This window comes from Alcaligenes sp. 1735tsa3 (assembly GCF_024134565.1).
Classification (GTDB): domain Bacteria; phylum Pseudomonadota; class Gammaproteobacteria; order Burkholderiales; family Burkholderiaceae_B; genus Alcaligenes; species Alcaligenes phenolicus.
In genome coordinates, this window is the sequence record NZ_CP099862.1 from 320,717 (window position 1) to 336,182 (window position 15,466).

Sequence of the window (15,466 nt, forward strand, 5' to 3'; positions counted from 1 at the left end):
CAAGGGTTTTGCCTTGGCGCCCCTTTTCATGGAAGGGGCGCATCGGGCGGTTTACTTCAGGTGCAGGCGTGTGATGCGGTCAGCCGTCTGGTCATCCTTACCTTTGGATTTGTTGACCAGATAGGCATTGCCTTCGCCATCCAGGGAGACGTGGTTGGGGAAGCTGCCACCGTCCAGGTTGGCAACGATTTCACCCTTACCGTTCACGGCCGTCACGGTGCCCGCACCGCGGGAGGCCACGTAAGCCAGGGATGTCTTGGGATCGAAGACCACGTTCAGGGCACCGGCACCGATCTTGATGTCGTGCTGAACGGCACCGTCTTTGGCATTGATGATCAGCAGGTTGTCGCTGCCTTGGGCAGCGACATAGACCTGGTCATTCTTGCTGTCTACCGACACACCAGCCAGACCACGTGCACCGGGCACGGGGAATACGGTTTGAGCATTGCCGTTTTTCAGGTCAATAATGATCAGCTCGTTGGTGCTGGCGCTGACGGTGTACAGACGGTCTTTTTCAGCGTCCAGAATCAGGCTCATGCTGCCGGGCTTGTTGCGGGTCTTCGATTGCAGCTCGATCGGGTCCAGCTGAGTCAGCTTCTTGGTGTCGAATACAGCTATGGTGTTGGCGCCGGGCGAGGACACGTAGGCACGGTCTGTTTTCTCGTCTACAACCACGTCGCGTGGGTGGCTGACGACGCCGTCTTCAAACTGTTTGACCAGTTTCAGGTCTTTCTGGCTGTAGACAGCAATGGAGCTGCTGCGGGTGTTGGTGACCCAGACATTGCCTTGCTTGTCGTCCACGTCCACACCGTAAACGGCTTGAACCTGACCATCGTCACGGCCTTTTTGGGCGGCAGGTGTCACGCTGGCCTCAACCGCCAGGGTCTTGGGGTTCACTTTGACCAATTGCGACTGCTTGACGGGTGGGCGGCCTACGGCGGAAGTCACGAACAGCACTTTGTTCTTGGGGCTGTAGGCGCTTTGGTACAAGCCGGGCACCAAGTGCTGGGATTGCAGTTCGAATTTGTCCTGACCGCTCAGCTCAACTTTTGGGGACACCTTCAGATTGAAGATGTCGGCCGTCGAGGGCTTGCTGACTTGCATGACGACAGGGTGCACGCCCACAGCGGCGTCAGCGGGGATGGCGATCTTGGTGCTCAGATTGCCTTCTTTGTCGGCAACCAGGGCTTGAGGGGTCAGGGTGTGACCGTTTTGCAGCAGGATCACTTCCTGGCCGGGGGTGAAACCACGGCCAGCCAGTTGGGCTTCGGAGCCTGCATAGACCACGCCAGCAGCATTCAGGGAACCGCGAAAGTCAGCATCAGGCTGGTCAAAAGCGGGGGCTGCAAAGGCATTGGCCAGGGACAGGGACAGTACGGCTGCGCTCAGGCCGGCCTTGCGCAGCAATGCGGCAGGGGTACGGCGAATGCAATTGACATTGATTAGCATCTTTTAATCCTAAATAAAGGTTCGGTCGACAAGACGGTCCATGTAGGAGATCTTTCTACAGGCGTGCAGCAGGCGTGGGTAGAACAAAATCGAGATGTCAGGCATTGGGTGGGCCATCCTGTTTGCTGGCCGAACGCAGGCCTTGGTTGAACACGCCGAAACCGCAAGCGACAGCGGCACAGGCCAAACCACCCACGGCCACGGCGACTGCCGGGCCCAGCAGACGGGACAGATAACCCATTTGCATATTGCCCAGGGCCTGGCCCAGGGAATATTGCGTCATCCACAAGCTGGAGACACGGCCCAACAGGTAATCGGGGGTGTGGTGCTGAACCAGCGCCATACGCATGATTTTGGAGATGGTGTCGGCAGCACCCATGATGGCCAGGCAAACCAGTGCCCACCACAGGGTCGCTTGCAGGGACAGGGCCGCTACCGCCAGGCCCCAGATCAGTACGGCAATCACAATGGCAGCACCTGGGCGGGATACCTGACGGCACCAGCCACTGGACAGGGCGGCCAGCGTGGCACCCACAGCCGGAGCGGCATACAGATAGCCGGTGGCGGTGGCGCCCATTTTCAGAATGGTGTCGCCCCACTCGGGCATCAGGGCCAAAGGCGTGGCCAGAATCAGGGCAGCCAGATCAATCAGCAACAGGGCGCGCAGCAAGGGGTGGCTGGCCACAAAACCAAGGCCATCACGCAGGGATTGGAAGGCGTTTTTCTGGGGTTGCTTGCCCGCTTGCGGAGGCAAGGGCGGCAGAGCACGCAAGAGTAAAGGGGTGACGATGACACCGCACAGGACAATCACGTAGCAGAAAATCAGACCAGGACCGGAGATCAGTACGCCTGCCAAGGCGGGGCCGATAATGCCGCCCAACTGCATGGCCAGACCGGACAGGGCGGCCGCCGCGGCCAGCTTGTCTCGACCGACCAGTGCCGGGGTAGCGGACATCATGGCCGGGACGCTGATCCCGCCTGCCGCACCACCAATGGCAGCGGCCACATAGATCAACCAGACCTGCGGGTTGGGCAGCAGCGTATTGAGCAGGAACAGCACCACGCTGATGATGTAGACACTGCGCGACCAGACCATCAGGCTGCGCCTGTCCATGCGGTCCGACAAGACACCGCCGGCAATCAGTGCCAGCACCATGGGGGTGGCCATGGATACGTTCAGGAAAGCAACGGCCACACTGGATTTGGTCAGCTCATAAAGCTGCACGCTGGCAGCCACCATCAACATGCCGGTGACCAGCACCGTGGCGGCCCGAGCGAAGTAGGCAAAGCGGAATGCTCGACTTTCGATTAGTGGCGAGATATCCAGAAAGAAACGTCTTACAGACATGGCTTATACATCGAGTTCAGGTTGGGCTTGTGCCTGTTCGGCAAAAGCCATGGCCGAGTCCATCAGCGGGGCCATGATGGCCACGGCTTCAGTACCGGTCAAATGCGCGTGCAAGGAGGCAATGTCATGCACGTCCAGTTGCCCTGCATAGGGCTTCCACAAATCGGGATGCAATTGTGTGCCGGCGTGATCCAGCGCTGCGCGGAAGTAAAGCATGGGGCCGTCATAGACGTGATGCTCGTACAGGCGCACCAGGCGGTTATTGTTTTCCACCACCTGAAATACGCTGTCCAGACGCGTGTCGGGCAACTCGGCCAGCGGGTGACCGCTGCGCTTGAGGAAGTCCACCACACCCTGACGGGTCAGGGAAACGTCGGGCAAGCTATCTGGGTCGTGGCCCGCAATATGCAGCAGCGCCTTGTAGATGGCATTGGGCTCGGGGGCCGGTTCGTTACGCCACGCGTCGCTGGGATAGGCGTCCAGCAAGGACAACATGCCTACCAGTTGACCGCGACGACGCAGCTCCACGGCCATGGCCTGAGCAATAATGCCGCCCACGGACCAGCCTGCCAGATGGTAGGGGCCTTGTGCTTGAACTTGCTCGATACGATCCACATACACCTTGGCCATGGCATCCAGGCTGCCATCCAGACCCAGCGAGGCGTCAGACAGCACACTGGCTTGCAAGCCATAAACAGCGCGGCCGGCAGGCAGGTGACGTGCCAGTGCCCCATAGCACCAGGACAAACCACCGGCCGGGTGAACCACAAACAGCGCGGGCTGGTCGTTCAGCCCCGGACGCAAGGCGATGATGGGACCAAAACCATCGGCTGCTGCGCTGCCAGACTGATCCAGATGTTTTGCCAGACGGGCAATAGTGGGGTATTCAAAAATAGTGCCAATTGATACGGCCTGACCGCGTGCTTCGCGCAGTATCAAGGCCAGTTTGGCAGCCAGCAGCGAGTGTCCGCCCAGGGCGAAGAAGTCGTCGTCGGCGTAAAACGCTTCGCTGCTTTCCAGCACGGTGGCGAAAGCGGCGGCGATTTGGTGCTGAGTGGCACCGTCCAGCGGCAAACCTGCCGAGCGGGCCTGCAAGGCAGGGACGGGCAGCGCCTTGCGGTCCAGCTTGCCATTGGCTGTCACCGGCAGGGCATCCAGGCTGATCCAGGCGCTGGGCACCATGTAGGACGGCAAGTGCTCGCCTACATAAGCGGCCAGCGTGTTGTCCGTGCACTGGCTGCCTGCTTGCGGTACCCAGTAAGCCACAATCGCCATTTGACCGGGTATGTCTTCACGGGCAATCACGGCTACGTGGGCTACATCGGGATGACGCGCCAGCAAGGCTTCAATTTCACCCAGCTCGATACGTTGACCGCGCAGTTTGATCTGGTGATCGGAGCGGCCCAGGAAAATAACCGCGCCATCTTCACGCCAGCGGGCCACATCGCCGGTGGCGTACATGCGGTCGCCATGCAGGGCGTAAGGGTCGGGCACAAAGCGTTCTTCAGTCAGGTCCGGGCGGCCCCAGTAGCCTTGCGCCAACTGTCGGCCAGCCAGGTAAAGATGACCGGCCACGCCGGGCGGTACAGGTTGTAACTGCTCGTCCAGAATGTACAGGGCGGTGTTCCATACGGGGAAACCGATGGGCACAGGCTGGGATTGGTCATCCCGCGACGCAGGCCAGTAGGACACGTCCACGGCAGCTTCGGTTGGGCCGTACAGATTGTGCAGCTCGGCGTTCAGCAAAGAATGGAAGCGGTCGCGGGTAGCGGCCGACAGTTCTTCACCACTGCAAAACACCAGACGCGGAGCCAGTCCACGAGCGGCAGGCTCATCCAGGAAGGCGCTGAGCATGGAGGGCACAAAGTGCAGCACTGTGATGCTTTGTTCGCGCATCAGACGGGCAATATGAGCCGGATCGCGGTGCGCTTGTGGTGGGGCGACGACCAAGGTTGCACCTGACAGGAAGGGCAGGAAGAACTCCCACACCGACACGTCAAACGTGGCCGGGGTTTTCTGCAAAATTCGATCACCGGCACCAATGCTGTAGTGCGTCTGCATCCATACCAGACGATTGACGATGGCGTCGTGGTTAACCAGCACGCCTTTGGGTGTGCCGGTAGAGCCGGAGGTGTAGATCAGGTAGGAAGGATCGTGCGGACCGGCGGCGGCCCAGTCTGGCGCAGTGCAGGTTTGTTCAGGCTGCGGGACCAGCAAAGAGGCATTGAGCGTGCAACCGGGCTGGCCGACCAGCAGTCGCGGTTGAGCGGCCTGCAAGATGGTGTTCAGGCGATCGGCAGGCTGGTCCAGATCCAGCGGCAAGTAGGCAGCACCAGCACGGTGAATAGCCAGCAAGGACAGCACCAGCTCCAGCGAACGAGGCAGGGCCACGGCGACAATATCGCCGGTCTGCACACCGGCCAGACGCAGTTGCGCGGCCAGATTGGCGGTTTGTTCGTTGATCTGGGCGTAGCTGAGCTTCTTGCCCTCAAATTCCAGGCCACTTTGTTCCGGGTGAGCCTGCAACTGGGCGTGGATCAGTGCCCACAGCGTTGTTTCAGGAACCGGGTGAGCGGTCTGGTTGACGGTCTCAATCCAGTGGTGGTGTTCGGCATCCGTCAAGGTCGGCACGGCAGACAGGGTTTCAGCCTGTAAAGCGCGCAGCAGGAACTGCTCCAGACGGACCAGATGGGTTTGAATCTGCTCGTCGGTGTACAGACGCGGGTTGGCTTCCACTTCCAGACGCAAGCCACTGGCATCGGGTTGGGCGCGGAAGGTGAAGTTCAAGTCTTCCACGGGGCCAGCGCACAGCACGGTCTGGCTGGCGGTCAGGCCCGCTTGTTCGTAGGGTGCATCGAACGGCAGCACGTTGATGATGGGGCCGTGCAGGCGACGCATGCCACCCAGCAAACCCAGATCACGGCGCAGTTGTTCACTACGGTAGCGGCCATGACGACGTGCCTGACGCAGAGCCTTGGAAACTTGGATCAGGTACTGATTCAACGGCTGGGATTCGTCGATCTGCAAACGCAGCGGTGCCACGTTCATGACGGTGGAGACGATACGGGCACTGATATGGCCCAGACGGCCCATCCAGGGCACGCCCACCGTGCATTCGTCCTGGCGGGTGTGACGGCGCACATAGGCGGCGGTCAGGCCCGTCAGGATGTCTGGCCAGCTGATGTCGCTGCTTTGTGCCAATGCTTGCAGGCTGGCTGTCAGTTCGGGCTTGACGGCGCTGCGTGCCAGCAGGAAATGATGATCGCTCAAAGCCTGGGATTCGCTCAGGCTTTGGGCGGGTTCTGCATCGCTTAATGTGTCCAGCCAGAACTGTCTGTCCTTGCTGCGGCGCTCGCTATTCCGATAGCTTTGATCGTCATCCTGCAAAAGGGTGAACGATTCCAGCTTATGCCCATGATCTTCACGGCCACTTAGCAGCGCCTTGTAGAGTTTGACCACTCGCGTCTCGATCAGCGCCATGCCATAGCCGTCAGCGGCCAGGTGATGGATACGCTGATACCAAAGATGGTGCTTGGGCCCCAGTACAAACAGGATGTGTCGTGCCAGTGGCGCAACGGTTGGGTCCAGCGGTGTGCGCAGGTCTGCCATCAGCTGGGCTTGGGCTTGTTCGGCCCCGTCTGCGTGGGCAGACAGGTCCACAATTTCCAGTTGAATGGGCTCTTGCGGGCGCAGGTACTGGGCCGGGCCGTCGGGCGTGTCCACCATGCGCAAGGTCAAGGCATCGGCTTCGGTCAGCGTCAGATTGATGGCTTGCGCAAACAGCGCGGTGTCCAGCGCCGAATGGATATGCGTGCAGTGCCCGGTATTGAAAATCGGGTTGAGCGGGTCCAAACGCTGGGCGTACCACAGACCTTCTTGTGCTTCGGTCAGGGGGCGCAATGGCAGTTCGGAAGGGGAGCTAAACATAAGCGTGTTGCAGTAAGAAAATCAACGGCCGTTCTGTTGGGCGCGTTCGATCAGGGACCACCACTGGCCCAAGGTGACCACCGAGGCCATCTCGGAAAACTCGATAGGAGCGCCAGCTTCGCGCCAGCGGGTGGCCAGGGTCATGACGCGCATGGAGTCCAGACCCAGGTCGATCAGATTGTCATCATCCAGAATGTCCTGGGGGTCTTCATGCAGCATGGCGGCAATATCTGCGCGCATGCGTTCCAGGGTAAGTGCAGTACTCATGATTGTTCTTGCGTTGTGTTTTCGAGTTGTTCGCGCAGTTGGGCGCGCAATTCCTTGCGGCTGATCTTCAGGGCCGCAGTTTCCATGAAACGGTCCACAAACACGATTTGATCCGGCACTTTGAAGTCGGCCAGACCGCGGCTGCGTATCCATTTCTTCAGTTCAATCGCGCGGGGCTTGTCATCCTTGGGGATGATGAAAGCGCAGCTGCGCTCACCCAGAAACTCGTCGGGCACCGATACCACGGCAGCATCAAAGACCTGCGGGTGAGCCAGCAGATGATCTTCAATTTCCTCGGCGGAGATTTTCTCGCCAGCGCGGTTGATGTGGTCAGTGGCACGGCCCTGAACCATCAAGTAGCCTTCGGGCGTCATGCGCACCACGTCGCCTGTGCGATAGAAGCCGTCCTCGGTAAAGGAGCGGGCATTGGCCGCGGGGTTGTTGTGGTAGGCACGGATCGTGTAAGGGCCCCGTGTCAGCAGATAGCCGGTTTCTCCAGGGGCGACCGGATTGCCGTTGTCATCCACGATCAGGATTTCATCGTCCGGGCTGATGGGACGGCCCTGCGTGTTGATGATGGTGTCCTCGGGATCGTCCAGGCGGGTGTAGTTCACCAGACCTTCGGCCATGCCGAACACCTGCTGCAAGGTCACACCCAGAGTGGGACGTACACGCTTGGCCGCTTCGGCGTTCAATTTGGCACCACCCACCTGGATTACTTTCAACGAATCCAGCTTGGCATCGGTCTTGGTGGCTGCATCCATCCACAGCATCAGCAGGGGGGGAACCAGACTGGTGTCGGTTACGCCTTCGCGCTCGATCAGCTCAAAGCAAACGTCCGGGCTGGGGGCGGGGCTCAGCACCACTTTGGCTCCGGCGTACAGAGCACCCAGAAAACCGGGCGAACTCATGGGAAAGTTGTGGGCAATGGGCAAAGCGCCCAGAAACACACTGTTCTCGTCCAGTCCGGCAATCTTAGCGCTCTCGCGCAAGGTGTAGATGTAGTCGTCGTGCGTGCGGGGGATCAGCTTGGACAAGCCGGTGCTGCCCCCCGAGATTTGCAGGAACGCCACTTCGGAAGGCTGGGCCGCCGATACGGGTACGTCTACATTGGCAGCGCTGCTTTGCAACTGGGCCAGGGACGTAAATTCTTGTGCGTCGCCCACGATGTAAACCTGCTCGACCTGCGGGCAGCGTTCACGCAGTTCGCGCACCAAAGGCAGGTAGTCAAAACCGGCATGAGCGTCCACACCAATATAGGCGCGCGCTTGAGCAGTATTGGCAAAGTGTTCGACTTCGGTGATGCGGTGCGCAGGCAGGACGTACACGGGCAAAAGACCGGCACGGAACAGGCCAAAGATCACACTGACAAACTCAGGGATGTTGGGCAGGTGCACCAGGACGCGGTCGCCCTTGCGCAGACCGGCTTGCAGCAGGCCCGCTGCGATCTGACTGGCGTACTGGTCCAGCGCGCCATAGGTCCAGCGCTGGGTGCCGCCAACAATGGCTTCGCGTTCCGGGTGGTTTTGCGCGCGCGTGCGCAGCAAAGCGCCAAAAGTTTCCCCTTGCCAGTGTCCAGCATCGCGGTATCGCTGGGCAAAAGCGTCAGGCCAAATTTGTTCAACAGGAATAGATTTCATCATGGTAATGAGAACTATTACATAAATAAGTAGGCTTGTCAGATTTACTCGTGCTCAGTCAGCTTGGTGTCAGGCAGTTGAGCGCTGTCCAAAAAGCTGACTGTCCACGGAGCAAAGGGGGTGTTCAGGCAGATGGCGGCGGCATAGTTTTCCACCGGCCGGTGACTGTGCACCACCAAACCTTGCAAGATGGGATGGGGGGATTGTACGGTGCATCCATGATCTGGGTGACCGTCTAAGGATAATTCTTGAGGCTGAATATGAAAACCCGTGCCAGCATGTTTCAGGGCGGCCTCTTTGCCACACCAAAGCGCGTAGAAGTCCAGATCGCTCTTTAGCCAGGAACGCTCGGACGGCACACTGCAATGTTCGACCAGCCCTGGTTTGACGGGCAGGCGCATGGCCTCGATGTCTACGCCTATAGTTCGGTCGGCAATTCCAATCAGCACACGCTCGCCGCTGTGCGACAGGCTAAAGTGCAGATCGGCATCGTCCAGATCCAGCACGGGCTTGCCATGTTCCAGATGGGCGATAGGAACAGCGCGTGGCGTGCAGCCCAGCAAGGGCGCCAGAAAATGGCGCAGCGCACCGTGGGCCAGCAGGCTTAAATGCTGGTCCGACTGCTGTCTGCGACGGGCAATCACCGCCAAGGTGTGGTCGGGAACCTGGTTTCGTAACCAGGATTCCATACCGTCGGGCAAGGGAAGCGACAAACTGTATACAGACAGCATGTCAAAGTCCCAAATGGCGTTGCAAAAGGGCGGCGTCCTGGCGCAGTTGCTCGGCAGGGCCGTCATACACCAGTTGACCATTACCCAATAACAAAGCGCGTTCGGCCAACTGCAGAGCCAGACTTAAATTCTGTTCGGCGATCAGTACGGTAATGCCTTGCTCGTTCAGCGTTTGCAGCTGCGGCAGCAAGGTGTCCTGAATCGTCATGGGAGCCAGGCCTTCGCTGGGTTCGTCCAGAACAATAATGGAGGACTGCGTCAGCAGCGCACGGGCCAGTGCCAGCAATTGTCGTTCGCCACCGCTCAAGGCGGAGCAGGAGGACTGGCGGCGTTCGTACAGACGCGGCATGGCTTCGTAGATACTGTTCAGCGTCCAACGATCATCCGAGCGCGGACGTCGTGCCAGCCCGGCCAAACGCAGGCTTTCCTGCACGGTCAGCGTTGGGAAACGGCCTCGGCCTTGGGGCACCAAAGCCATGCCCAGCAGGGCGATTTTGTGCGTGGGCCAACCTGCAATGTTTTTCCCGTGCACATTGATTTGTCCGCTCCACTGCGGGCCCATATTGAACAGGCAGTGCAGCAGGCTGGTTTTTCCGGCGCCGTTGCGGCCCAGCAGGGCCACACTTTGCCCGGCGGGGATATCCAGCGAAATTTCTTGCAGAATGTCGGCACGGTCGTAGCGTGCATGCAGGCCGGAGATGGTCAGCGCTGTGCTCATGCCGCCTCCAAAGCCAGTTCGCCCAGATAGGCCTGACGCGCGCCTTCGTGCTGGCGCACGGCGTCCGGGGTGTCGCAGGTCAACAAGGTGCCCGATGACAGCACGGCAATCCGGTCACATTCCTGGAAAACAATATCAATGTCATGGCTGATAAGCAGCACGGCACATTGGCCGCGCATGGCGTGGACCAATGCCATGACTTCACGCGATTCGGACTCGGACAGACCAGCGGTAGGCTCGTCCAGCAAGAGCACGCGGGGTTGCTGCGCCAAGGCGATCAGCAAATCCAGAATGCGCTGCTCTCCATAGGACAGGGATCGACCCAGCACATGGCCCCGGCCGGCCAGGGCGCTATGTTCCAGCAATGCTTCGGCTGCTTCTTGGCTGGCGGCGCGGGCGGCCTTGCGGCCCCACCAGTGGTAGGCGCAATCTTTTTTGATGCGCACGGCCAGAGCCAGGTTTTGCAGCAGGGTCAGTTCAGGAAAAATACGGCTGGTCTGAAAGCTGCGCACCATGCCTTGTTTGGCGCGTTCAATCGGGCCCAGACTGCGTAGGTCCTTGCCTTCCAGGAAGACCTGACCGCTGGAAGGAGAGGCCAGACCACTGATGATGTTGAACAGCGTGGTTTTACCTGCGCCGTTGGGGCCAATCAGCCCCAGGGTTTCGCCCGCACGCGGCTCCAGGCTGACGTCCGTCAGGATATCCAGACCGCCTACATGCAAGGCCAGTTCGCGAGTGCTTAATAAAACGCTCATGCAGACCTCTTGCGTCGTTCTGCCAGACCATTGGGCATGAACAGAACTGTCAGCACAAAGATCAAACCTACCAGTAACTGCCAACGATCCGTGTAGGAGCTCAGGTAGGTCTGGGCAAACAGATAGAAGGTGGCCCCAATAAATGCGCCGCGCCAGGTGCGTATGCCACCGATCACACCCATGATGATGAGCGTGGCCGAGAAGCTCCAATGCACTTGTTGCGGGCTGACGTACTGATTCGCAAAGGGATACAGGCCGCCAGCAGCACCTGCTACCGCACCTGCAATCATGAAGGTGTAAAGGCGGATACGCCATGCCTGATAACCCAGGGCGGCCATGCGCAAGGGCTGATCGCGCAGACCGGTCAAGGCCAGCCCGATTGGGGCGCGGCTGAAAGAACGCAGCAGCAACCAGCAGATGACCGCCAGTGCCAGGGCCAGAATCATCAGGGTGTAAGGGGCGCTCAAGGGCAGATCGCCCAGGCTCAGACGCGGGAAACCGCGCAGGCCATCGGCACCGCCCGTGACATCACGCCAGCGAAATGCAACCTCCCAGATCAATTGCCCGGCGACCAGCGTAGCCACCATGAAAAACAGCTCGGAACTGCGCAGGCTGATCAGCGCCATCAATATGGATAGCAGGGTGCCCGCCCCAATGCCCACCAGCAGCATCAGCGGCAGGGACGCGCCCCAATACTGGCTGCTGACAGCGGTGGCATAGGCGGCAAAGCCAAAGACGGCACCGTGGCCCAGGGATACCAGACCGCCGTAACCTATCAGGAGATTGACGCTAAGGACTGCGCAAGCAATCAGCAGGGCTTCGGTGCCAAAGCGCCACAAGAAGGCGTCGCCCCAGAAATAGCTGCTCAGCAAGACCAGGCAAGCCAGAGCAGGCCAAAGTCCAGTGCGCAGCAGGCAGGTGTTGAGCTTGTTCATTTAAACCTGACGCGTAGCGGATTTGCTCAAGCCATTGGGCCAGCAAAGCAGAAGGCCCAGCATGACGGCCAGGGTGGCGGCATTGGCGAAGGCCGGAACCCAGACGCGGGCGAAGGTGGTGACGAAACCCAGGATCAGCGCGCACAGCAAGGTGCCGCGTACCGAGTTCAAGCCGCCAATAACCACCACCAGCAAGGCCAGCAAGAGGATTTCTTCATCCAGACCGGGGTAAACCGACAGCATGCCAGCGCCCAGGGCGCCACCCAAACCGGCCAGACCGGCGGCCAGCGCCATGCCGATGGCAAACAGGCGACGCGAGTTCAAGCCCAGGGTTTCGACAATCTGGGCGTCCTGCACGCAAGCGCGAATGGCCGCGCCCCACAGGGTGCGATCCAGCAGAAACCAGAACAGCAAGGCCAGTGTCAGGCCGGTGACGATCAGGAACAGACGATAGGTGGGGAAGGGTAGGCCCATGATCCACACCCCGCCACGTAGCACTTGCGGCAGCATGGGCGAGAGCGTGTCGGCGCTGAAGCCCCAGCGCATCAAATCCGCCAGAATGACGGACAGGCCGTAGGTCAGCAGCACCTGCATCAAGTGGGTGCGCTGGTAGAACTGGCGAAAGGGGAAACGGTCCAGCAACAGGCCCATCAGCCCGCACAGTGCGAAAGCGGCGGGAAAGGCCAGCCACCAGGGCGCGCCGGATGCCAGCCACTGGACGCTGATATAGCCGCCCAGCAGGAAAAAAGAGCCGTGTGTCAGGTTGATGAAGTTCATCAGGCTGAGCACTAAAGACAGCCCCAGCCCCGCCAACATCAGCAGTGCTGAGAAGGACAGGGCATTGAGGATTTGAAGCAGAAAATAAGACAAGGTGGAGCTCAAGAACGCGGGCCGGGGTCCTGGATACGCTGGTAAGTGTGGACCACCGTGTTAAAGGGGCGACCTTGCGCGTCTTTTTCCACCCGGTTGACGTAAATATCCAGAATGGACTGGTTATTGCGCGGGTCAAAAGCCATAGGGCCAAAGGCGGTGTTGATAGGCTTGTCCAGCAGGGCCTGTTTGAAGGCCGCCTTGTTGGACAGATCACCCTTGACCGCATCCAGACCGGCCTTGATGACCTGGCCGGTCACGTAACCGGAGGTGCTGGCTTCGCCGGGCAAACGGCCACGGCTGGCCTGGTAAGCAGCCACAAAGTCCTGGGCAGCCGGAGCGCCGGGCGATTGGTGGAAGGTACTGACGCCACCTAAAGCAGCTTCGCCCACAGCGGTAATCACGTCTTCCTGATCGAACAGGGCACCGGGGCCCACGATCTGGATCTTGCCGTGCAGTTGGTAGTCCTGCATTTGCTGGTGGAAACGCACAGCGTCGGCACCGGCCAGAAACGTGTAGACAAACTTGGGATTGCTGGCGGCCAGATTCATCAGGATAGGTGCGAAGTCGGGTGTGCCCAAGGGCGTCCAGATGCGCTCACCCAGCGTGCCGCCTTGTTCCTGATAAGTATTGGCGAAGTCTTCAATGTATTCGCGGCCAGCGGTGTAGTCCGAACCCAGCGTGATGCCGCCGGATTTTTCAATGTGCTCGAAGGCCCACAAGGCGCCGGTGTGGCCCAGCATCCAGCTGGTTTTGGTGGGGCGGAATACGTAGGGGCTGGCGGCTTCACGAGCCAGACCATTGGCCGCGGCATTGGAAATGAAGGTAGGCAGTTGCGCATCGTGCACGATGTCACGAATGGCCAGTGCGATATTGGCGCTGATGACACCGCCCAGAACGTCGATCTTGTCGCGCTCGATCAGCTTGCGCACTTTACGGATGGCTTCGTCCGGTTTGCCGTGGTCGTCTTCTACCAGCAACTGCACCTTGCGCCCGCCCATCTCGTAATTGCACTGTTGCAGCATCAACTCCAGACCGGCGCGCATGCTTTCGCCCAAAGAGGCGAAGGGGCCGGACAAGGATGTCAGCAGGGCAATTTTCAGGGGACCGTCTTGGGCGCGAAGCAGGCGGGGAACGCCAAACAGCAAAGGGCTGGCTGCGGCAGCCAACAAAAGCTGGCGACGTCCAGCACGGGTAGGGGAGAGAGTCACGAGATCTTATTTTCCGTAAGAAAGCCAAGCTTGCCTGGCAGGACATCTCAGGCAGGAGGCTGCGCTACTAAATGTTAATCATTATCATTTTATGGTCTTTCCTGACGTAAATAAAGGCTCATACCCTTGAATGTCCATTTCGTGCGTGGGTCTTTAAAGGCAACGCGCCCCGATTGGGGGCGGATTCAGGGTGACAACGGCATGAAAACGGCCACGCGGACGCTTTATAAAAAAGCACAGGGGCGGGCTATTTAGCGCGCATCTCCATTGATATTGGCGCGAATGCGGTTCAGGAACTGGCGCAACTGGGTCAGCTCTTCCGCCGAAAAGCCCTGGATGGCGCGGTGATGAATGTCCAGAGCCGCGGGCAGAACACGCAGAAAGTGCTGGCGACCTTGCTCATGCAGATGGATCAGTACACGGCGCTGGTCCAGCGGGTCGGGCTGGCGGGACAGGTGGCCCGCGTTTTCCATTACCACCAGGGCGCGCGACAAGGTGGTTTGATCCACGTCGGTATATTGCGCCAGGGTACTGACGCCCAGGCCATCGGTTTCGTTCAGAAAAGCCAGCACACGCCAGTGCAGCAGGGTCAGTTCATGGCTGCGCAGCAAGGTTTGAAAGTCAGCATTTAAGGCCGAGGTGCTGCGATTGAGCAGATAGGGGATAAACGTATCGTGCCCGGTATAGGCGTCAGTCAGAGTACGGCTGGCCATAGTGAAGCGGCTTCCTTGATGCAAAAAAAGCAGGCTACTCGTTCAGAGTGTTTGAGTGAGCCTGCGAAAGCCCGGCCAGCGCTGCCATTGGCCGGGCAAGTGGTTGGTTCAGTGTCAGTTCGTATGATCCACTTTGCGCTGCAAAGCGGCAATCGTCAGGTTCAGTGCGAAGCCCAGCACACAGATCCAGACCAAGGGTACAAACATATCAATCGTGCGGTAGCTGCGTGCGGCGGCGGTCAGCATATGACCCAGACCGTCGGTGGAGGCAATCATTTCGGCCAGAAAGACCACCACGCAGGCAATGACGCCTGCCACCCGTACACCGGCCAGCACGGTCGGGCTGATGGCGGGCAAAATGATTTTCCACAGGCAGGCGCTGCGAGATGTCCCGGCGGCACGCGCCGACCAGATCAGCTTGCGGTCCACCGTTTGCGCAGCCACCCAACTGGCCATCAGCACAGGGAAAATCGCATCCGAGACCACCAGAGCGATTTTCGATGAGCTTTCAAACCCCATGATCAGGATTAGTGCCGGGTAAAGGGCGATCTTGGGGATAGGGGCCAGCAGACGGATCAGGGCATCCAGCAGAAACGAGCTCCAGCGCGTCAGCTGTGCAATCAGCGCCAGGGCCACACCGGCCACACAGGCAATCAGCAAACCGCTGATCAGGCGGTAGACGGTGATGCCCAGGTTCTGCCAGAAGTCCGCCTGACCGGCCAGCTCCAATACACGCATCAGAATGGAAGAGGGGGCAGGCAGCAACTGCGGGCTGACCCAGCCCGAGCGGGTGCACAGCTCCCAGACAATCAGCATCAGGGCCGGACTGATGCATAAAGACAGTCCCGACAAATCCCGGCGTTTGGCCGGGCGGGTTTGAGTAGAACGCATAGCTTGTCCCG

Annotated in this window: 13 protein-coding genes; all 13 read right to left on the reverse strand. The window is 59.7% G+C overall.

What is annotated here, in order from left to right; all coding sequences use genetic code 11:
* Positions 1-51: 51 nt before the first annotated feature.
* On the reverse strand, positions 52-1,449 hold the full coding sequence (locus NIZ92_RS01445; protein WP_083054358.1) for a YncE family protein: 1,398 nt from the start codon (positions 1,447-1,449) through the stop codon (positions 52-54).
* 97 nt (positions 1,450-1,546) lie between these two features.
* Positions 1,547-2,797, reverse strand: a complete 1,251-nt coding sequence (gene entS, locus NIZ92_RS01450) for an enterobactin transporter EntS (protein WP_239055007.1) — start codon at positions 2,795-2,797, stop codon at positions 1,547-1,549.
* A gap of 3 nt (positions 2,798-2,800) precedes the next feature.
* Positions 2,801-6,724, reverse strand: coding sequence for an amino acid adenylation domain-containing protein (locus tag NIZ92_RS01455; protein WP_254002576.1), 3,924 nt, complete (start codon positions 6,722-6,724; stop codon positions 2,801-2,803).
* 21 nt (positions 6,725-6,745) lie between these two features.
* Positions 6,746-6,991 carry a phosphopantetheine-binding protein gene (locus NIZ92_RS01460; RefSeq protein WP_003804459.1) on the reverse strand — a complete coding sequence of 82 codons (246 nt, stop codon included), beginning with the start codon at positions 6,989-6,991 and terminating at the stop codon, positions 6,746-6,748.
* On the reverse strand, positions 6,988-8,634 hold the full coding sequence (locus NIZ92_RS01465) for a (2,3-dihydroxybenzoyl)adenylate synthase (RefSeq protein WP_035268463.1): 1,647 nt from the start codon (positions 8,632-8,634) through the stop codon (positions 6,988-6,990). The genes NIZ92_RS01460 and NIZ92_RS01465 overlap by 4 nt, the downstream gene beginning before the upstream one ends.
* A 41-nt stretch (positions 8,635-8,675) precedes the next feature.
* The gene (locus NIZ92_RS01470) at positions 8,676-9,362 is read right to left on the reverse strand and encodes a 4'-phosphopantetheinyl transferase superfamily protein (protein ID WP_254002577.1); all 687 of its coding nucleotides are present in this window, start codon (positions 9,360-9,362) and stop codon (positions 8,676-8,678) included.
* Position 9,363: 1 nt separating this feature from the next.
* Complete coding sequence (locus tag NIZ92_RS01475) at positions 9,364-10,080, reverse strand: ABC transporter ATP-binding protein (RefSeq protein ID WP_254002578.1); 717 nt, start codon at positions 10,078-10,080, stop codon at positions 9,364-9,366.
* Positions 10,077-10,835: an ABC transporter ATP-binding protein gene (locus tag NIZ92_RS01480; protein WP_254002579.1), complete on the reverse strand. Its 759-nt coding sequence runs from the start codon at positions 10,833-10,835 to the stop codon at positions 10,077-10,079. Before NIZ92_RS01480 ends, NIZ92_RS01475 begins: the two co-directional genes overlap by 4 nt.
* The gene (locus NIZ92_RS01485) at positions 10,832-11,770 is read right to left on the reverse strand and encodes a branched-chain amino acid ABC transporter permease (protein WP_009462849.1); all 939 of its coding nucleotides are present in this window, start codon (positions 11,768-11,770) and stop codon (positions 10,832-10,834) included. Before NIZ92_RS01485 ends, NIZ92_RS01480 begins: the two co-directional genes overlap by 4 nt.
* Complete coding sequence (locus NIZ92_RS01490; RefSeq protein WP_035268872.1) at positions 11,771-12,640, reverse strand: branched-chain amino acid ABC transporter permease; 870 nt, start codon at positions 12,638-12,640, stop codon at positions 11,771-11,773. It abuts the gene before it with no gap.
* Positions 12,641-12,648: 8 nt separating this feature from the next.
* Positions 12,649-13,851, reverse strand: coding sequence for an ABC transporter substrate-binding protein (locus NIZ92_RS01495; RefSeq protein ID WP_230940611.1), 1,203 nt, complete (start codon positions 13,849-13,851; stop codon positions 12,649-12,651).
* Positions 13,852-14,102: 251 nt separating this feature from the next.
* Positions 14,103-14,564 carry a MarR family winged helix-turn-helix transcriptional regulator gene (locus tag NIZ92_RS01500; protein WP_009462841.1) on the reverse strand — a complete coding sequence of 154 codons (462 nt, stop codon included), beginning with the start codon at positions 14,562-14,564 and terminating at the stop codon, positions 14,103-14,105.
* Positions 14,565-14,678: 114 nt separating this feature from the next.
* Positions 14,679-15,455 carry an ABC transporter permease gene (locus tag NIZ92_RS01505; protein ID WP_226349577.1) on the reverse strand — a complete coding sequence of 259 codons (777 nt, stop codon included), beginning with the start codon at positions 15,453-15,455 and terminating at the stop codon, positions 14,679-14,681.
* Positions 15,456-15,466: the final 11 nt, after the last annotated feature.

What these genes read in the sequence shown, in the direction of transcription:
- NIZ92_RS01465 (WP_035268463.1), bottom strand. Translation starts at nt 8,634, where the DNA reads ATGATGAAATCTATTCCTGTTGAACAAATTTGGCCTGACGCTTTTGCC.
- NIZ92_RS01485 (WP_009462849.1), bottom strand. Translation starts at nt 11,770, where the DNA reads ATGAACAAGCTCAACACCTGCCTGCTGCGCACTGGACTTTGGCCTGCT.
- NIZ92_RS01460 (WP_003804459.1), bottom strand. Translation starts at nt 6,991, where the DNA reads ATGAGTACTGCACTTACCCTGGAACGCATGCGCGCAGATATTGCCGCC.
- NIZ92_RS01475 (WP_254002578.1), bottom strand. Translation starts at nt 10,080, where the DNA reads ATGAGCACAGCGCTGACCATCTCCGGCCTGCATGCACGCTACGACCGT.
- NIZ92_RS01480 (WP_254002579.1), bottom strand. Translation starts at nt 10,835, where the DNA reads ATGAGCGTTTTATTAAGCACTCGCGAACTGGCCTTGCATGTAGGCGGT.
- NIZ92_RS01445 (WP_083054358.1), bottom strand. Translation starts at nt 1,449, where the DNA reads ATGCTAATCAATGTCAATTGCATTCGCCGTACCCCTGCCGCATTGCTG.
- NIZ92_RS01505 (WP_226349577.1), bottom strand. Translation starts at nt 15,455, where the DNA reads ATGCGTTCTACTCAAACCCGCCCGGCCAAACGCCGGGATTTGTCGGGA.
- entS (WP_239055007.1), bottom strand. Translation starts at nt 2,797, where the DNA reads ATGTCTGTAAGACGTTTCTTTCTGGATATCTCGCCACTAATCGAAAGT.
- NIZ92_RS01455 (WP_254002576.1), bottom strand. Translation starts at nt 6,724, where the DNA reads ATGTTTAGCTCCCCTTCCGAACTGCCATTGCGCCCCCTGACCGAAGCA.
- NIZ92_RS01500 (WP_009462841.1), bottom strand. Translation starts at nt 14,564, where the DNA reads ATGGCCAGCCGTACTCTGACTGACGCCTATACCGGGCACGATACGTTT.
- NIZ92_RS01470 (WP_254002577.1), bottom strand. Translation starts at nt 9,362, where the DNA reads ATGCTGTCTGTATACAGTTTGTCGCTTCCCTTGCCCGACGGTATGGAA.